The organism is Solibacillus sp. iso_87 (assembly GCF_056173085.1).
Genome location: NZ_CM149656.1, coordinates 199,366 through 216,317, shown reverse-complemented (window position 1 = coordinate 216,317; position 16,952 = coordinate 199,366). Strand labels below are relative to the sequence as shown.

The 16,952-nt window shown below is 38.2% G+C and carries 18 protein-coding genes and 1 pseudogene; 8 read left to right on the top strand and 11 right to left on the bottom strand.

All coding sequences use genetic code 11. The features are described 5' to 3' along the window. Positions 1-23: 23 nt before the first annotated feature. A complete protein-coding gene (locus tag AC0VXV_RS01085; RefSeq protein WP_475529982.1) occupies positions 24-530 on the bottom strand; it encodes a GNAT family N-acetyltransferase in 507 nt (168 codons plus the stop codon). Positions 531-712: 182 nt separating this feature from the next. On the opposite strand from AC0VXV_RS01085, the gene AC0VXV_RS01080 reads away from it, so the two are divergent. Next, complete coding sequence (locus AC0VXV_RS01080) at positions 713-1,297, top strand: helix-turn-helix domain-containing protein (protein WP_475529981.1); 585 nt, start codon at positions 713-715, stop codon at positions 1,295-1,297. Positions 1,298-1,365: 68 nt separating this feature from the next. On the opposite strand, the gene dacB is transcribed toward AC0VXV_RS01080, so the two are convergent. Both dacB and AC0VXV_RS01070 read right to left on the bottom strand, forming a co-directional pair. Next, entirely contained in the window at positions 1,366-2,760 is a 1,395-nt protein-coding gene (gene dacB / locus AC0VXV_RS01075; RefSeq protein ID WP_475529980.1) for a D-alanyl-D-alanine carboxypeptidase/D-alanyl-D-alanine endopeptidase, read from the bottom strand. A 320-nt stretch (positions 2,761-3,080) separates the two neighbouring features. Then, positions 3,081-3,818 (bottom strand): SDR family NAD(P)-dependent oxidoreductase, encoded by a 738-nt coding sequence (locus AC0VXV_RS01070; protein WP_475529979.1) that lies wholly within the window; start codon positions 3,816-3,818, stop codon positions 3,081-3,083. Positions 3,819-4,019: 201 nt separating this feature from the next. Here AC0VXV_RS01070 and AC0VXV_RS01065 point away from each other — a divergent pair, with 201 nt between their 5' ends. Together AC0VXV_RS01065 and AC0VXV_RS01060 are read left to right on the top strand one after the other, a co-directional pair. Further along, a complete protein-coding gene (locus tag AC0VXV_RS01065; protein WP_475529978.1) occupies positions 4,020-4,631 on the top strand; it encodes a TetR/AcrR family transcriptional regulator in 612 nt (203 codons plus the stop codon). Between the two features lie 128 nt (positions 4,632-4,759). Next, on the top strand, positions 4,760-4,858 hold the full coding sequence (locus AC0VXV_RS01060; protein ID WP_475529977.1) for an IS3 family transposase: 99 nt from the start codon (positions 4,760-4,762) through the stop codon (positions 4,856-4,858). A gap of 124 nt (positions 4,859-4,982) precedes the next feature. On the opposite strand, the gene AC0VXV_RS01055 is transcribed toward AC0VXV_RS01060, so the two are convergent. The 8 genes and pseudogenes from AC0VXV_RS01055 to AC0VXV_RS01020 all read right to left on the bottom strand — a co-directional run. After that, positions 4,983-5,744, bottom strand: a complete 762-nt coding sequence (locus AC0VXV_RS01055) for an amino acid ABC transporter ATP-binding protein (protein WP_475529976.1) — start codon at positions 5,742-5,744, stop codon at positions 4,983-4,985. After that, positions 5,741-6,424: an amino acid ABC transporter permease gene (locus AC0VXV_RS01050; protein ID WP_475529975.1), complete on the bottom strand. Its 684-nt coding sequence runs from the start codon at positions 6,422-6,424 to the stop codon at positions 5,741-5,743. Before AC0VXV_RS01050 ends, AC0VXV_RS01055 begins: the two co-directional genes overlap by 4 nt. 74 nt (positions 6,425-6,498) lie before the next feature. Then, positions 6,499-7,341 (bottom strand): transporter substrate-binding domain-containing protein, encoded by an 843-nt coding sequence (locus AC0VXV_RS01045; RefSeq protein ID WP_475529974.1) that lies wholly within the window; start codon positions 7,339-7,341, stop codon positions 6,499-6,501. Continuing rightward, positions 7,342-7,863, bottom strand: a complete 522-nt coding sequence (locus AC0VXV_RS01040) for a thioredoxin domain-containing protein (RefSeq protein ID WP_475529973.1) — start codon at positions 7,861-7,863, stop codon at positions 7,342-7,344. 219 nt (positions 7,864-8,082) lie between these two features. Continuing rightward, positions 8,083-9,498, bottom strand: coding sequence for a purine-cytosine permease family protein (locus AC0VXV_RS01035; RefSeq protein ID WP_475529972.1), 1,416 nt, complete (start codon positions 9,496-9,498; stop codon positions 8,083-8,085). 360 nt (positions 9,499-9,858) lie between these two features. Continuing rightward, positions 9,859-10,461, bottom strand: coding sequence for a hypothetical protein (locus tag AC0VXV_RS01030; RefSeq protein WP_475529971.1), 603 nt, complete (start codon positions 10,459-10,461; stop codon positions 9,859-9,861). A 64-nt stretch (positions 10,462-10,525) separates the two neighbouring features. Further along, the gene (locus tag AC0VXV_RS01025; RefSeq protein WP_475529970.1) at positions 10,526-11,920 is read right to left on the bottom strand and encodes a vWA domain-containing protein; all 1,395 of its coding nucleotides are present in this window, start codon (positions 11,918-11,920) and stop codon (positions 10,526-10,528) included. 163 nt (positions 11,921-12,083) lie between these two features. Further along, positions 12,084-12,326, bottom strand: a pseudogene (locus AC0VXV_RS01020) (LysE/ArgO family amino acid transporter); the annotation flags it as partial. 357 nt (positions 12,327-12,683) lie between these two features. Here AC0VXV_RS01020 and crcB (AC0VXV_RS01015) point away from each other — a divergent pair. From crcB (AC0VXV_RS01015) to AC0VXV_RS00995, 5 genes are all read left to right on the top strand, one after another. Beyond that, complete coding sequence (crcB, locus tag AC0VXV_RS01015) at positions 12,684-13,070, top strand: fluoride efflux transporter CrcB (RefSeq protein WP_475531378.1); 387 nt, start codon at positions 12,684-12,686, stop codon at positions 13,068-13,070. Further along, positions 13,067-13,429, top strand: a complete 363-nt coding sequence (gene crcB / locus AC0VXV_RS01010) for a fluoride efflux transporter CrcB (protein ID WP_475529969.1) — start codon at positions 13,067-13,069, stop codon at positions 13,427-13,429. The genes crcB (AC0VXV_RS01015) and crcB (AC0VXV_RS01010) overlap by 4 nt, the downstream gene beginning before the upstream one ends. Before the next feature lie 108 nt (positions 13,430-13,537). Continuing rightward, positions 13,538-13,990 (top strand): general stress protein, encoded by a 453-nt coding sequence (locus AC0VXV_RS01005; RefSeq protein WP_475529968.1) that lies wholly within the window; start codon positions 13,538-13,540, stop codon positions 13,988-13,990. Positions 13,991-14,140: 150 nt separating this feature from the next. Next, entirely contained in the window at positions 14,141-14,590 is a 450-nt protein-coding gene (locus AC0VXV_RS01000) for a general stress protein (RefSeq protein WP_475529967.1), read from the top strand. A 337-nt stretch (positions 14,591-14,927) separates the two neighbouring features. After that, positions 14,928-16,877, top strand: coding sequence for a methyl-accepting chemotaxis protein (locus tag AC0VXV_RS00995; RefSeq protein ID WP_475529966.1), 1,950 nt, complete (start codon positions 14,928-14,930; stop codon positions 16,875-16,877). The last annotated feature ends 75 nt before the right edge of the window (positions 16,878-16,952 follow it).

Here is a 16,952-nt window from a genome sequence, read left to right as displayed (position 1 = left end):
ATTGGTTCACACCACTGAATCAATTATGTAAGAAGGTTGAGCTGATAACCTTTCACAATGATTCCATCATTCATTGGTTCCAAGTCCTGTTCCGGAGCACGTTGGAAGCCCATACTTTCATAAAGAGCAGATGCTTTTGTCATAAATGAAGCTGTATGGAGTCCGATTTGTTCAGAACCTGTTGCTTTCGCCAATTCAAGGCAATGAATAACTAACGCCCGACCGATGCCTTTCCCTCTAATGTCAGGATCTACAGAAAGCATGCGAATCTCCGGGATTTCCTGCACATCATCCGTCCAGTCATAGGCTTGAGTGAATGCAGGAAATAATACAATGCTGCCGACAATAACTCCATCAGTTTCGGCCACGAAAATCCGGGCATTGTTTTTGATGTCGTTATCCGAAAGCAGACTAGTTTTTAATACACCCCAGTGTTCTGGTGAAACGTGCTGTTTGTATTCACCATATCCCTTTACACGCAATGCACGCACTGCCTGAATTTCTTCTTGCTTCATTTCTCTAATTTTCATTTGTTCAATCCCCTTTGTATTGTTTCTCTAATTACTATACCAAAAAGAAGAAATCCTTTTGGAGCTTCCAAATTGTTGGGAAGCGGGGTATCAAAATCCCGTTTTATACATTTCAACTCTACGTTCCGTTTGTTGCGAATCGGCCTCAATCCTTTTATGCTAAAACAGTAGGAGGGAAACGAATGGATAATGAAAAAATTGGCCAATTAATTTATACATTGCGTAAGGGAAAAGGGATGACGCAAAAGCAAGTAGCAGATGCTCTGTTTTTATCAGACCGCACCATTTCAAAATGGGAAAGAGGGATCGGATGTCCTGATATTACACTTCTCCCTCAGCTCGCTGCCCTCTTCGATATTCCAATAGAAAATTTACTGACAGGTGAAATAAATCAAAACGATTTTGTAGGAGGCAATATGAAAAACTCAAGCTATTATGTATGTCCAAGCTGTTCTAATATTGGTTTAGCAACAGGGAATTTTACAGTTTCGTGCTGCGGACGGAAATTGGAGCCATTAACTGCTGTAAAAGCTACGGACGAACAAAAACTAAATGTAGAAGAAATCGATATGCAATGGTCTATTTCTGCAGACCACCCAATGACGAAAGACCATTACGTATCATTTATCGCCTTGGCAACAGGAGATCAGATTCAATTATATAAGCAGTTTCCTGAATGGGCTTTGCAGGCAACGATTTCTCGTAAAAAACACGGGAAACTAATTTGGTTTGATACACGTGACGGGTTATTTTATCAGTATATTTAATTCCTTAATTAACAGTCTCCAACTATTAGACATCAGCTAATAATTGAGACTGTTTTTTGAGTTGTTATTTATACTACCTCAATAATCGCCTTCAACCCTTCATCCAAAAACGGGATTCCCTCATCCCGGCCTTCAAGCATAATCGAGAAAATGTAATCTCTCCCGCTTTTTCCTGTTACATAGCCAGATAATGTATTCACTTCATGAATATAACCTGTTTTAGCGAATATTCGCTGTTGCAGTTCCGGCTCTAAAAAGCGGTCTTTTAACGTTCCGCCAACTAGTCTGTATATATTTCCTCCAACTGGCAGTGATTCGTAAAAGTTCTGGAAATACGGTTCTTTTTGCAGCACATACAACAGCTCGGATATACCATTTGTGTGCAGACGGTTTTGATGTGATAGGCCCGAACCATCAGCAAATTGCCACGTCGCAAAATCAATTTGTTGCTTTTCCAAATAAGCGCGCACTACCTTTAATCCATGCTCGTAATCACCTACTCCATACTTTCGTTTCCCCATCGTTTTCAGGAAAATATCGGCGATGCTGTTATTGCTTAATTTCATAAAAATTGAAAACATCTCCGCAATAGAGCGAGACTCGTGCGTATGGATTAGTTTCGCATGGTTTGGTGTTACGCGACTCTCAATGCTGTCTCCCTCTTCAAAGTAGATGCCTGCATCTTTACATAGTTCTTTGAAAAACAGCAGCGTGTTTTTAGTAGGATCCTGATGGGACACCCAAACTTTCGCCGTTTCACCTTCAGGTATTTCCCCTATTATCACGATTTGACTTGTATTGTTAATGCGGCGGATTTCCAATGTATTTTCAGCATTTTTGTCTACTGTTTTTGCTTCATTAGAAATTTGCAGTCCACTTAAATGCGGGATGACGTTAAAACTCGGCTTTTCTCCGATATTCCCTGCAGTTGCCTCCACAATAATTGTGCTCGCATCAAAATCGTCATTCGGTGACATTGTAATTGGCGAGATCCGAGCCCCGTAATAATGGGTTTCCCCTTCATCATCAACACCCGGTGGCAATGTATCACCGGAAAAATATGTATCATCCCCGATTAGCTTTCCTTTCACATGATGGATACCGTACTCCCGTAAAACATTTGCAAAACGCTTAAGTGTCACATCATTTATTGTCGGGTCACCGTAGCCTTTCACGTAAATATCTCCGTATAACGTGTGGTTTTCAATATTTCCTTCGATATAAATTTCTGTTTTAAATCGGTAGTCCAGTCCAAGCTCCGAGATTGCAGCCGCCCCCGTCAGGATTTTCATATTGGACGCCGGACGCATTAAACGATCCCCCCGGTATGTATAAAGAATCTCCCCTGAAGTCCTATCCCGAAGCGTAAAAGTTGCCTTATCCTCCCCTAAAATCGTTCCCACTACTTGATCCAATTTCGTAATTGCATCGCCGTTTAAGTTCTTCTCTTGAATCTCCTCCATACTAAGCCCTCCTAAATTGTTAGAATTTACTGTAAATTTATTCTAACAGAAATATTTGTTTACGGTTAGCATGAATTGAAGCGGACGAGATTTTCTAATATAAATGAAATTGTTCTAGTATATTTGTTCTAATAAAACACCGATGTTCTAATATATTTTTCCATTGTTCTAAAAAGAGTCCGCTTTGTGTTGATATCCTTTTAGAAATTGCTAATATCGCCAGCACTTTATCTAATATTCCCCCTCAACTGTTCTAATAAAAACAGCACAATATATAAAAAACGCACTTTCAAATTGAAAGTGCGCTTTGAATCAGAACATTATTGAGCTGTATATCCACCATCAACCGTTAAGCTGTTGCCGGTCATGAATGAAGAATCGTCACTTGCCATAAATAATACGGCTTTTGCCATTTCTTCTGCTTGTCCAAGACGTTTCATCGGTGTCATTGAAGCTAATGCTTGTTTGCTTTCTTCCGGAATAATCGGTGTGTCAATGAAGCCTGGGCATAGTGAGTTCACACGAATATTCTGCTCTGCATATTCAAGTGCAAGTGAGCGTGTTAAGTTTATTACGCCACCTTTTGCCGCATTGTATGCTGCCGATCCAGGTGAACCTACCCAACCGTACATAGAAGCGGTATTGATAATTGAACCTCCGCCAGATTTTAGCATTTCACGGATTGCTTCACGGGCTACCAGGAAAACACCATCTAAGTCGACATTGACTGTGTTGCGCCACTCTGAATATTCCAATTCATGTGAAGGGAAAACACGGCCGATGCCTGCATTGTTAAATACTACGTCTACTTTGCCAAATGCTTCAATTGTCTGTTTAAAAATATTTGCTACTTCTTCTTCACTTGTAATATTTGCTTTAACAAATAATGCGTCAGCGTTAAGCGCTTTCAATTCTGCTTCGAAAGCTTTCCCTTTTTCTTCATTTAAATCAACAAGTACGACTTTAGCACCTTCAGAAACAAATAATTTCGCTGTAGCTGCACCGATACCAGATGCGCCACCCGTGATGACTGCTACTTTATTTTGTAATTTCCCCATCTTTTATTCCTCCAGTATAAAAATTCGTTAAAAACACACACATCAAAGTTAGATTAAACAAAAATAATAGAAATATGTGTAATTTGTTTTACAATTTAATTTTAACAATTTCTTTAAATACAACAATCATTAATATATTGTAAAATGTATAATTAGTAGACACTTACTATTATTTTGTCCTTTTTAGACGGAGGGATTATTGTGGAAAATAACCAAATAGATACATCCAAGCGAAAAAATCGAACAAAAGAACATTTTAAATTAGCGTTAATTGAACTTATCAAAAAGAAAGGCTATCATGCTATTTCCGTAAAGGATATTGTCGATCAAGCTTCTTACAATCGCAGTACGTTTTATGTGCATTACCAGGATAAAATTCAGCTGGCAGAGGATTTGCTTGAAACAATGCTCGCAGGATTAGAGGAGTCTGTCGGAAAACCATACATACCCGGACAAAAAATATATACAACAAAACTAAATGCCCCATCCTTCAATATTATTTCTTACATATATGATAACAAGGACTTTTTCGAACTAATTAAATACGATGATACATTAACAGGCTTACACACGAAATTCCCTCAAATAATCCTGAAGATTTATGAGGAACAGTTTATATTCCAGACAATTAATAATACCCCAGTAAACATGGATTACTTTAAACGATATGCTGCATACGGATTTTACGGACTTATTCAAAATTGGATCAACAGCAATTTCAAAGAATCCAAAGAAGATTTTATTGAAGAAGTCATTGCCTTATCCCAAACGCATATTTACTCATTGGAGTTTGTTGGGAAACAAAAGGAATAATATTATTAATACTATCAACATAACAAATGGGTAAAACATTAAAGCGAAACAAGATTTTCCAAGGTATGTCTCGTAAAGCTGCAGACAATGCGAGTATGGAGAGCATCTTTGGCTTACTCAAACAATAGATGTATTATGGGGAAAAATTAACCTCCTATGAAGCTTTAAAGAAGGAAATTGAGAAGTATATTAATTACTATAACAATGACGAATTAAACAAAAACTGACCGGCACGAGCCCGGTAAAATACCGAACTCATACCAGCCAATTAGCTGCATAATAAAAACTCTACCTTTAAGGGGTCACTACCTTTTCAATTTATCGTAGCGGTTTTTACTTTAGATACTTAGTTCAAATACCATCTCCGCCTAAATTATGAAGCGTTAGATAATTTTTTAAAAAACGTTTTGTTCGTTCATTTTGAGGGTTCTCGAAAATCTCTTTTGGCGTCCCCTCCTCAACAATATGTCCATCTGCCATGAAAATCACACGATCCGCCACTTCTTTTGCAAACTCCATTTCATGTGTTACAACAATCATTGTTCGGCCTTGTTTAATAACGGCCTTCATTACATTTAAAACTTCTTCTACAAGCTCTGGGTCAAGTGATGACGTCGGCTCATCAAATAAAATGACATATGGATCGAGCGCAAGTGCTCTTGCTATGCCAACTCGCTGCTGTTGCCCTCCTGAAAGCGCGACAGGATAATTAAGTTCTTTCCCTTTTAATCCAACCTCAGCTAGTATTTGGTATGCTATTTCCTCAGCCTGCTTCTTGGAGATTTTCTTAGATAGGCGCAATGGTTCAGATACGTTATGTAAAGCTGTTTTATTTTTAAATAGATTATAATTTTGGAATACCATTCCTGTTTTCCCGCGTAATTTCACTACTTGGGATTTTTGAAACTTCTCTAAATTCACTTTTTCGCTTTCTATTTGAATAATACCCTTTTCTGCTTTCTCCAAAAAATTTAAACAACGTAAAAATGTGGATTTCCCTGATCCTGAAGGACCGATAATAGCAAGTACCTCGCCGTCTTTAATCTCTACCTCTATTCCTTTTAAAACCGCAGTGTTCCCATAGCTTTTATGCAAATTCTGGATTTTAATCATTTTGTTGCCTCCTTTTGGTACGGACGCTCTACATAATTTTCAAGTTTTGACTGTAAGAAAGCTAAAATTACTGTAATAGCCCAATAAATTAAACCAACTGTTAAATACGCTTCTAGAAATTTATAAGTGACAGCTGATTCGAGCTTTGCCCGAGCAAGCATATCCACAACACCGATCGTAAAAGCTAATGATGTTTCTTTAATCATCATAATGTAATAATTTCCTGATGCCGGAATTGCAACACGTAATACTTGAGGCAAAATAACCGTACGTAACCCTTGCCACTTTGTCATGTTCACAGCATCACATGCTTCAAATTGACCTTTATCAACCGCTAAAAATGCAGAACGAAATACTTCCGATAAATATGCTGCATTTTTTACACTTAGCGCAAAAATAACAGCTGTAATCGCATCTAATGAGCTGAAGCTAGGAAATAATTGAGGTATCCCAAAATAAAAAATAAAAATCTGAATGAGCGTAGGGACTCCACGGAAATAAGAAATAATAACAATTAAAATCTGATAAAGAACGGGAACTTTAAAATTAATTATTACAGCAAATAGAAGACCAATAACGACTGCTAATATAAAGGAAAGTGTCCCCATGTATAAAACAATTGGTAAATATTCTATGATTCTCGGAAAAATATCAATCATATAACCAACATCAAAATTCACAAAATCCCTCTTTTCTATGGAACTAGAAATCAGAAGGCTGTTCAGAGATTACTCTGGACAGCCTCTATTAAAGATTATTTATGTGGAATTGTTACATCAATTGCACTCCACTTATCAGATAGCTCTTTTAATGTGCCATTATCTTGTAGCTTTTGTATTTCTGCACTAAACGCTTCTAAAAACTCTTTATTTTCTTCAGAGCGTACAAACGGGAAGCCATAGTCAAAGTTAACTAAATATTCTTCACCGTAAATCTTTAATGGTAAACCTTCATCACGAATACGAGATGCTGCAGTAATTTTCACATCAATAAATGCATCTAATCGTCCTAATGCCACTTCATTATATGTTCCGCTTACATCCTGGTACGGTGTAATGATGATTTCGCCACCATTTTCCTCATTCCATTTCTCTAAAAATTGATGCAAGTTATTTCCTAGTAAAACACCCACTTTTTTACCTTTTAAGTCTTCAATACTGTTAATACTATTATTATCTTCATGTACAACTAGAGTAGCACCTGAATAAGCATAAGGTGTTGAAAAGTCATATTTTGCACGGCGTTCTTCTGTCATTGCAATTAAATTGGATACCGTATCAATTTTTCCGGCATCGAGCATACCAAAGATACCTGAAAACTCAGCGAACTCCCACTTAATTTCATACCCTAATGCTTCGCCAACTTTTTCTAATACTTCTACGTCATATCCTTGCGCTTTACCGTCTTCATCCACTGAAATAAATGGAGGATAAATTCCTGATGAACCTACAACTAAGACCTCTTTTTCCCCACTGTCAGCATTCGTTTCTTTTGACGTTGACCCAGCCCCTTCCCCATCATCATCGCCACAAGCAGCTAACAGTAATATTAAAGAACTAAAAAAAATGAGAAATGATAATTTCTTTAAACTTTTCATTTAAGCTTCCACCTTTTCTAGTTCTTTCTCTATAACCTCTACTAATTCTTCTGCAAAAATTTCACGAGGGTATTGAAATTCCAATTCATTGATAAATACAGTAGGCACCATTTTTACATTACGCTCAATTGCCTCAGCAGTAATTTGTAAGCTACGGTCGATATTTGAAAATTCTTCTTTTAAGTTATATTTCGCTTCAATGTATTTCTTTATTTCAAAACTTGAATATTTATCCCATGTCGCTTGATCCTTAAATAATTGACTTATGATTTCTAATGTTCTTTCTGGAGTAGAATAATCTAAATTTGCATTGATTAACGTCCCAGGCAATAACATTTCACGTGGTTTGTCATAATGCTTTACTACTAACGCTACTTTATTTTCTGCGAAATACTTTGGAAGTGTATTATCAACTAAATCGTAAAACGTCGCACAATACGGACACGCGTAATTTAAAAACACTTCAATTATTACAGGTGCGTTCAAATCGCCAATTACTAAATAATCATTTTTAATTTCCATCCTAATTATCCACCCTTTTATTTTCTATAAATTCAAAAAATTCAACGATATTATTGTATACTATCTTTATTGGAATTGTAAATAATATTTTGAAAATGTTGGGATGTGTTGTTATAAGTTGAAGAAGTAAAAAAAATCCCATCGACTATATTTAGATAAAAGTATATTAAAAAAACCTCTAAACTTTGGAGTTTAGAGGTTTTGACATGATTGAACTACTTAAGCAATCCAATCCTCTTTCGGAATATCATTTGTTTCTTTCTTGCTATAGTAACGCCCTTTTGTCGCCAACCCTAAAATGACAGTCAGAATTGCTGCCATAAGTGCCGCGAAAAAGGCGGCAGTATTTTGCAGGAATGTGCCCATATATCCGAGCGCTGCGATTGTGCCGATTATAGTTGGGACAATCAACGCAATGACACCAACCGGATTCCATTTAAACAGGTTTTCCTGTCTGGATTCGTAATAGCGTGGGCCGATTTTCAGCCATTTTTTGAGAACGAGTGCTTCCGTTACGAGTACTGCTGCCCAGCTCATCAGTGCTACACCTTGGAACGTCATCGCAATTTGTAGATGATCGACAATACCACCAAGCATCAATATCATCGCAATGACTCCACCTACTACTACCCAAAAACGGCGCCCTGGTGTAAAGCCAAACATGTTTTCAAAAAAGTTCGAGAGGGAAAGTGAGCTGCTGTAAATATTCGTTATATTAATTCGAACCTGTGTAAGTACCGTAAATACGACACCACCGAGCCCTAACAATGTCACGATATAAACGCCGGGATTAGCTTCGGCGAATTTTACACCGAACCAAATGCCAAGGCCGCCCATTACACCAAAACAGAAGATTTGCGGAATAAATCCGATGGCAATTGAGCCGACTTTCAAATCTTTCGGTTTCAGGAAGCGTGCATAATCTGAGGCAATCAAAGCTGTAAGTCCCATGATACCGTGTTGCATTCCGATACATAACAGCAATGCCGTACCGCCTATTTGAACACCTTCAGGCATATAGGTCCAGAAATTACCGGAGTTTAGTGATGGAGTGTTGAAAGCAATAACAATGGCCGTAATGAGGAAGAACCCAAAAATCGGCAATGACCACTTTTGAAGTTTGTCCAATTGTTTAATGCCAAACCAGTTTAACGGAATTACTATGGAACCAAAGAATACAATTAAAAGCCAGATTGGAATCGCCGGGAAATATGCATGAACTGCAGCGACTAAAATCATACCTTCAAATGCACAATACATAATAAAGTTTGATGCGTAAATTAATGAGGTTAATGAGGCTCCGATATAACCGAATCCTCCGCGGGATAATAAGTTAACGTTCATGCCGGACTTAGCCGATAAATAAACAATGATGCTTCCGAGAATACCTGCGACTATAATGGCATAGCCAGCCGAGATGAGCGCATTGACCGCTCCGAACTGTAGTGCCATGACGCTTCCCATCTGGAAATAGAAGATGGCAGTTGCGATGCCAAACGTTATATTTGTGATACTTAACCAGCCCATTTTGCGCTCTTCACGCGGAACTCGGTCAAAAGTATAGTCACTAGTTGCTTCTTCTTGATATAAGTCTCGTTCTCTTAAATTTTGATCTGCTGTAATCTCAGATCTCATTCAATCAAATCCTTTCTGTACTTATACTTCTTTTGTTTCAAAGGAACATTTATTAGGGGTGGATGGATCTTTTAAGGGAAAGGGTGGTTACGGTAAATCATCTGCAATTGATCCCTTCAATTCAGAAACAAAAAAAGAAATGATTTTTTTACCGCGCAGACAGTCGTGAGCGTAAGTTAAATAGCTCCATTAAATATTCTAACATAATTTAACGAAATTATTTGCGATCTTAGCCCAAGTCGTTCTTTAGGGCTACAAGAAACCCACTCTTTCCCAGACAATAAAAAAGCTCGAAAAACATAAAATTCTCTTGTTTTCCGAGTTACTTAACAGGTGAATATAGCCAGCAAGGTCAGCTGCTTATTCTACATATTCTTTTACACTTACCGCAAAATGACTGTTTGGCAGATAAACAATTTCGAGCTGCTTCCCTTTCCAATTCGCTTCGTATTCTCTCCTGTAAATCTCCAAATTATATACATCGATTGTTAGCTCTTCAAACTCAAGCTTCATCAGTTTCGGAAGACCGTAATCGGGCGGTTCGTATTCCACTCCTATCGGAACAGCGACCATCTCTTCAAAGTCTTTACTTTCATAAGCCACTTTATCTTTATAGAGGAGGGCCGATGTTTCTGCAAAAGAGTAACCAACTCCGATCATGATAAATGCAATAACTACACTAACCATTTTTCCGAACCAGTTCTTTGTCCCAAAAACGAGCCCAATGAACCCTATCCCAAAACATACACTTACCCCTGCCGCAGCAAGGGCATTCATCATCTCGTGAACAATAAAATGCTCTTCAATAAAGAAGGATACTCCCCATATGATGAAGGATGCCAACAAAATAAGCAGGGCAATCAGCATAAAAACTGCAATGATGCCATCTCCTTTTTGATAACCTGGCCAAAGTGAACGGCGTTTCTTTTTCTTATTCGTTTTATTCGTTTGTTTAATAGCCATATTCACTTCCTCCAATTTCTAAAAGTGAACTATAAAATGGTACATTTCCTTTTGCTCTATTCCTTTATTCACTCTTCCACTTTTGGCGCCATTCTTCAACCTTTGCATTGATTTCCTCGCCTGCCTGCTCTCGCTCGACTTCTTTTTTTTCTTTTATTTCTCTAAAATGATCGTTCCGTAAGTCATGGAAGGAATCAGCTATTTTCCACACTTGATTTTTTACTTCATTTGTAATCAAATCTTCATTTGCCATGAAATTAAGTGCATACCTAATACGATTTTGCTCTGCATCGGAAACCAAATATAAAGGGTTGTAAATTTGATTCATGCGATCCATAGCATCCGTAAACTGCTGCATTGTCACTCCTTGTGTCCATACTAGCTGGCCAATAGAAGGCTTCCATTTTTTCGTCATCTGTACTTCAAGTTCGGCAGGGTCATTCACTGTGATGTATTCACCGCCACCAGAATTCGCTACCTGTTTCAATTGCTGCTGACCTTCATTATCTACGTCAAAACCGATAATATTGACCTTTGCCTTTATACTCTGATTTTGAAGCTGCTTCGCTGCTGCAACCGGATCTCCATCACATGTTTCCACCCCATCGCTCACCATATAAACAACATTCGAATAGTCCTCAGCAGGAAAGGCTTGCAACAGTTCCTCTGCTTTTTGAATCGCTCCTGCCAATGGTGTCCAGCCTTTCGCTTCAAAAGAATTTAGTGCACTGGTGAATTTTTCGGCATCATAAGAAGATAAAGGGTAAATCGATTGTATCGTCGAACAAGATGCCGCTTTATCGGATGTTGATGACGAACCGATATGTCCATAAGTAATTAACGATAAGTTAGCATCGCTCGGAATTTCTTTTGCAAATTTGGCAATTGCTGCTTTAGCCAAATCCATTTTCGTTTTATTCCCTAATTGTCCATTCATGCTTCCGCTTGCATCCATCAGTACAACTACATTCATTTTCTTTTGTTTAGTCGTCTCTATATCCTCGCCATCCGGCAAGTCTGGCATAACATAACCATGCTCATAGTTGATTAGCTGCTCATAATAATTTTTGTGATTTCCAGATCCGAGTGTATATACAAGGTAATCATATATTTCCTCACTGCTCATTTCTTTGTGTTCATTAAAATATGTTGTGAGCTCCTTTTCTAAAATAGGATTGAAAGTTTGCTCAAGGAAATCCCGGTACCGCTGATTATCCCAGCCACCAAGTGTTTCCAACTGCTGATCCATATGTAATTCAATTAATACACCCGCTTTTTGACCGACCATTTCTTCTACCGTCCTGCCTGCACGCGGAATTTTTTCTTCCGCTACTTTCTCAGCCGCCTCTTTTTTAATGTTTTCTATATCCTCTTTCTCCGTCTGTGCATCTCCACATCCCGACAATAACATTAAACTTATTATAGATATCAGGACAGTACCCCTCTTAAAGAACTTCATCTGTTATTCCCCCTTCAATTTAGTACCTTTAAGCTTTCTACGTTTTGATGAGTTATTAGTTTCTGTGTTTATAGATGCATTTATTGGATCCCGGTAAGAGTATAATTTTCCTAACACAATATTATTCGGTATTGTTAGCCTCGTATTGGTTCGGTCGTCTTTCCTATTCACGAAGCAATGCATAAAGCTGATAGCCCATATACAGCGCCATTATCCAAATAATTACTGCAGTTATTTTATTAAGATAATTTAGGAATCTTCCGTTACTGTCAATTTGTCCAATCTTTCTCCCGACAATGGCAAGTGACAGAAACCAAATCCATGATACGACTATACAAGCCAATGTAAACATCCATTTCTCATAACCTGTATAAGCTAATGAACTTGTTCCGATTACCCCGATTGTAAAAATAAATACGTTTTGAAACCTAATGGCAAAATTAAGCCAAATGCCAATAGAATTCCATATATTAATGGTTGCACGCTTATTCCTCCTACTTCCATTATTTAAGAATAACGATGAAGGAACGATTTGTCTCCCCTTATTAAACAGATACAGGCATTCTCCGTAATTCCAATTCACGGAAGTTCCTAACATTTTTTACGAGTATCTTGACTTACCATTAATTGATAAATTAATGTAGTAAATAGAACATGATAGGCGATAAAGTTCGCCCTTAACCGCCTATAGACGAATGACTCCTGTCAGTTTAGTGAACTGGCGGGAGTCTGTTTTATTTAAGGGAGGTTACTGAATTTGCTAATGATTTTAATAGGAATTGGCGGTGCTATTGGAGCGGCATTAAGATATAGTGTATCCCTGTTTTTGTTAACAAACGAGACAGCTGCCTTTCCCTTTGCGACGGTTGCAGTAAATTTGGCAGGCTGCTTTCTTTTAGGGATGCTCTCCTCGGGGTTTGAACTAAAACTAACAGTTAATCCTGACTATTTATCAGCATTCAAAACCGGTTTAATCGGTTCGTTTACGACTTTTTCCACGTTCAGTGTCGAAGTTATCCAGCTGCTGCAGCATCACTTTTTCTTTTCCGCAATCCTTTATATTTTCATTAGCGCCATCTTCGGATTAATTTTTGTTGCGCTTGGTATGAAAATCGGGAAAAGCCTTTCGGAAAGGGAAGAACCAATATGATGAATTTCTTGTTAGTGGCCGTTGGTGGATTTTTCGGAGCCATTTTGCGCGCTGTTATTTCTAAGCGGCTCAATCATACAAACCGATTTGTTCACTTTGGTACTTTTACTGTAAATATGCTCGGCTCGTTTGCATTGGGATTTTTGGTTAATATACATCTTCATACAAATGTAAACCTTATTTTGGGTATCGGATTTTTAGGAGCGTTCACTACATTCTCTACTTTCAAATTGGAAAGTCTGACACTTGTCCATGCAAAACAATGGAAACAATTTGTACTCTATTCTTTACTCACTTATACGGTCGGCCTATCCATTGCTTTTGCCGGCTTTTGGATGGCAAAATTATATTTATCCTAATGTTCCGTTTCCCCTCTAATCAGCATCGGTTTTAACGTGTAATGTTTACAATCAAATGACGCGGGTAAATTTACAGTGTGCAACATTCAAATGAGGAGGATGATAGAAATGGTAAAACATATTGTGGGGTATTATGATACAGAAGCAGAAGCAATCGATGCAATCGAGGATTTAAAACGACAAGGTTACCGTACTGAAGATATTTCAGTTATCAGTAAAAGCCAATCGGATGTTGATACGATTTCCGATGAAACAGGTGCAAACGTTGCAGAAGGTGCAGCTACAGGCGCAGCTGCGGGCGGTGCATTAGGCGGAATTGGCGGCGTGCTTGCAGGTCTCGGCGCATTGGCCATTCCAGGTATCGGCCCTATTGTAGCAGCAGGTCCAATTGTTGCCGGTATTACAGGCGCGGCAGCTGGTGCAGGTGTCGGCGGCTTGACGGGTGCTCTTATCGGTATGGGGATTCCAGAAGATGAAGCAGACCGTTACAATGAACAATTTGAATCTGGTAAAATTTTAATTATGGTAGATGAAAATTCACGCGGTACAACACTTTTATAATAAAACTGCAGAAAGTCATTCCTGATTCATCAGGATGGCTTTCTTTTTTCGTTCCTATATGAAGTAGACGTTCCCTGTTTCCTCATGTTTACAAATATTCCTCCAGGGTAAATTTTAATATATGAATAGAGATTTGAGAGGATGAGGGAAATGGCAAAACATGTTGTAGGATATTATGATACAGAAGCAGAAGCAATTAAAGCAGTTGAAGAATTAAAACGACAAGGATACAGCGCAAAGGATATTTCAATTATTAGTAAAAATGTATCCGATGTAGATGCAATCTCCAATGAAACCGGTGCAAATGCCATGGAAGGTGCAATTACAGGTGTTGCTGCCGGCGGTACATTAGGCGGACTCGGCGGTGTTATTGTCGGACTTGGTGCACTTGCGATTCCAGGTATCGGACCTGTTGTTGCAGCCGGACCAATCGCAGCAGGGTTAACCGGATTAGCTACCGGTGTAATGGTCGGTGGAATCGTCGGTGCTTTAGTCGGTATGGGTATTCCAGAAGACGAGGCAGAGCGCTACAACGAACAATTTGAAGCTGGCAAGATTTTAATCATGGTAGCAGAAGATAAACGCGGTTCCGAATTATAAAAGTTTGACTGTATCAATGCAATCGTTAATTTGAATATCATCAGTAGTAAAAACGATATAGAGAACTATATAATGCCATTCCAATTTAATTGGAATGGTATTTTTATTGAATTCATTTGAATTCATTTGATTAGAATGCTTTCACTTCCAGGGTCATGCCTCCTTATTAGTGTGTCCCTTTATTTAGGTCTAGTTAATCCCCTAGCGCAGAGTTATACAGTTTTAAATTTTAATAGTAAAATAAGTATTGCAATAATTACATAATAGTAATAAAGTATTAGCGATAAACAATGATTTTTTAAACTATTATCCTAAACAGAAAAGGAATGTTTTAATTTTGAATTTTTTTACTAAGTGGTCCATTAAATTTAGACTTGTTTTTGCATTTGCAATTGTACTCTTAATACCGACCTTAACTGTATCTTTTTTTTCATATAACAATACAAAAAACCTAATTTTTGAAGAGCATGAGTCAACTGCCGAACATAATTTAAATTTATTAAATTCAAAGATTACAGAAACAATTCAGCCAAAGCTTCAGCAGCTGTCATATTTGTCATCATATATTTCACAAGATACTCTGGATAATAATGATAAAATCAATTCCTTATTCGATGAGTATCTCGCACTTCACCCAGAAATCAACATTGCCTATGTAGGTACAACTGATGGTCAAATGCTACGTCGCCCCGCACATCAATACGAAGCAGGCTACGATCCACGGGAACGCCCTTGGTATATTCAGGCAATTGAAGCAAAGGGCGAAGTAATTATTACCGATCCGTATGTTGCAACAAGTTCCGGCACTCTTGTCGTAACGATTGCGCAACAATTAACGGACAAATCAGGCGTAATCGGGATTGATCTGGCGATTCAAAAATTAGCTGAGATTAATGATTCAGTTATGATTGGCGAGAAAGGCTTCACAATGCTTTTGGATAGTAAAAATAACTATATGGCAGCACCTGATATCGAAATCGGTTCAGCAGCCGGGGAGTCAATCAGTAATAATATTAATGAAAATAATGGTGTTATAAAAGACGATCAGACCAAAACTTTTTACGTTAAAAATGAACAAACAGGATGGACAATACTAGCGAAAACGTTTGATAGCGAAGCAGAGGCTGTTGCAAATGAAAATTTACGTTCTGATTTAACCGTTGTCTTTATTGCCTTTATTTTCGCTGCGGTTTTCGTCTATTTGATTATCCGTTCAATCAATGGACCGCTTCAGGAATTATCTAAAAAAGCAACCCTTATAAGTGAGGGTGATTTATCCGTAAAAGTAAATATAAATTCCAAAGATGAAATTGGGCTTTTAGGAGAAGTATTTAATACAATGCGTGAGAACTTAAGTACGTTAATACAACAAGGGTTACATAGTGCGGACGGTGTGCGGGAAGCCGCCTCTTCTTTGAAAGAAAGTACAAACTTAACAATCGAGGCGACAGAACAATCCGCACATGCAGTTCAAGAAGTAGCCATCAGCACGGACGAACAACTAAAAGGTAATGAACAAAATGCACAATCAATGAAACACTTAGCTCAAAATATTATTGAAATTGCAAATCGTTCACACGAGGTCACTTCTCTATCGACTAATGCAATCGATACAGTAAACGAAGGAAATATCGTCGTTCAAAACACAGTGAACCAAATGAATTCGATTGATGATTCGGTCGCTCAGTCAGACGAAAAAATCCGCGCATTGTCAAAGCGTATTGAGGAAATTGGAAGCATTGTCGATGTTATTAATAGTATTGCAAACCAAACAAATTTATTAGCGCTAAATGCGGCCATTGAAGCAGCTCGTGCAGGTGAGCACGGAAAAGGTTTTGCCGTTGTGGCACAGGAAGTTCGTCAACTTGCAGAGAGCTCACAGCATTCAACAGAGCAAATCAATGTATTAATTAAAGGAATTCAGGAAGACACTGCAAGTTCCGTTTCATTAATGAATCATGCCAAGATAGATGTTCAACAAGGTATGCAGCTGACAAGCGAAACAGCCGATAAATTCCAGCAAATTTTAGAGGCACTGCAAACTATCGCACCTAAAGTGAATGATGTTACAGCAACTGCACAGGAAATGGCGGCTTCTGTTGAACAAACTTCTTCTACAGCAACTTCATTAGTGACCCATGCACAAACGACTGCTGCAGCGGCAGAAGAAGTTGCAGCTACAACAGAGGAAATTCATGCTTCTATGGAAGAAATGGGTGCCTCTGCCCAATCTTTAAACCAGATGGCCGATCATCTACAGCAAGTAATGCATAAGTTTAAAGTATAGATAATAAATGGACGGACGGACGATAATATACAACTGCCCCAGGAACATAAAACAAAACGAAAAGCAGCACTTTTC

Coding starts and splice junctions, on each gene's coding strand:
- AC0VXV_RS01055 (WP_475529976.1), bottom strand. CDS start 5,744: ATGATTAAAATCCAGAATTTGCATAAAAGCTATGGGAACACTGCGGTT.
- AC0VXV_RS01085 (WP_475529982.1), bottom strand. CDS start 530: ATGAAAATTAGAGAAATGAAGCAAGAAGAAATTCAGGCAGTGCGTGCA.
- AC0VXV_RS01035 (WP_475529972.1), bottom strand. CDS start 9,498: ATGAGATCTGAGATTACAGCAGATCAAAATTTAAGAGAACGAGACTTA.
- AC0VXV_RS01080 (WP_475529981.1), top strand. CDS start 713: ATGGATAATGAAAAAATTGGCCAATTAATTTATACATTGCGTAAGGGA.
- AC0VXV_RS01040 (WP_475529973.1), bottom strand. CDS start 7,863: ATGGAAATTAAAAATGATTATTTAGTAATTGGCGATTTGAACGCACCT.
- crcB (WP_475529969.1), top strand. CDS start 13,067: ATGATGAATTTCTTGTTAGTGGCCGTTGGTGGATTTTTCGGAGCCATT.
- AC0VXV_RS01000 (WP_475529967.1), top strand. CDS start 14,141: ATGGCAAAACATGTTGTAGGATATTATGATACAGAAGCAGAAGCAATT.
- AC0VXV_RS01060 (WP_475529977.1), top strand. CDS start 4,760: ATGTATTATGGGGAAAAATTAACCTCCTATGAAGCTTTAAAGAAGGAA.
- AC0VXV_RS01070 (WP_475529979.1), bottom strand. CDS start 3,818: ATGGGGAAATTACAAAATAAAGTAGCAGTCATCACGGGTGGCGCATCT.
- AC0VXV_RS01030 (WP_475529971.1), bottom strand. CDS start 10,461: ATGGCTATTAAACAAACGAATAAAACGAATAAGAAAAAGAAACGCCGT.
- AC0VXV_RS01005 (WP_475529968.1), top strand. CDS start 13,538: ATGGTAAAACATATTGTGGGGTATTATGATACAGAAGCAGAAGCAATC.
- crcB (WP_475531378.1), top strand. CDS start 12,684: ATGATTTTAATAGGAATTGGCGGTGCTATTGGAGCGGCATTAAGATAT.
- dacB (WP_475529980.1), bottom strand. CDS start 2,760: ATGGAGGAGATTCAAGAGAAGAACTTAAACGGCGATGCAATTACGAAA.
- AC0VXV_RS01045 (WP_475529974.1), bottom strand. CDS start 7,341: ATGAAAAGTTTAAAGAAATTATCATTTCTCATTTTTTTTAGTTCTTTA.
- AC0VXV_RS01025 (WP_475529970.1), bottom strand. CDS start 11,920: ATGAAGTTCTTTAAGAGGGGTACTGTCCTGATATCTATAATAAGTTTA.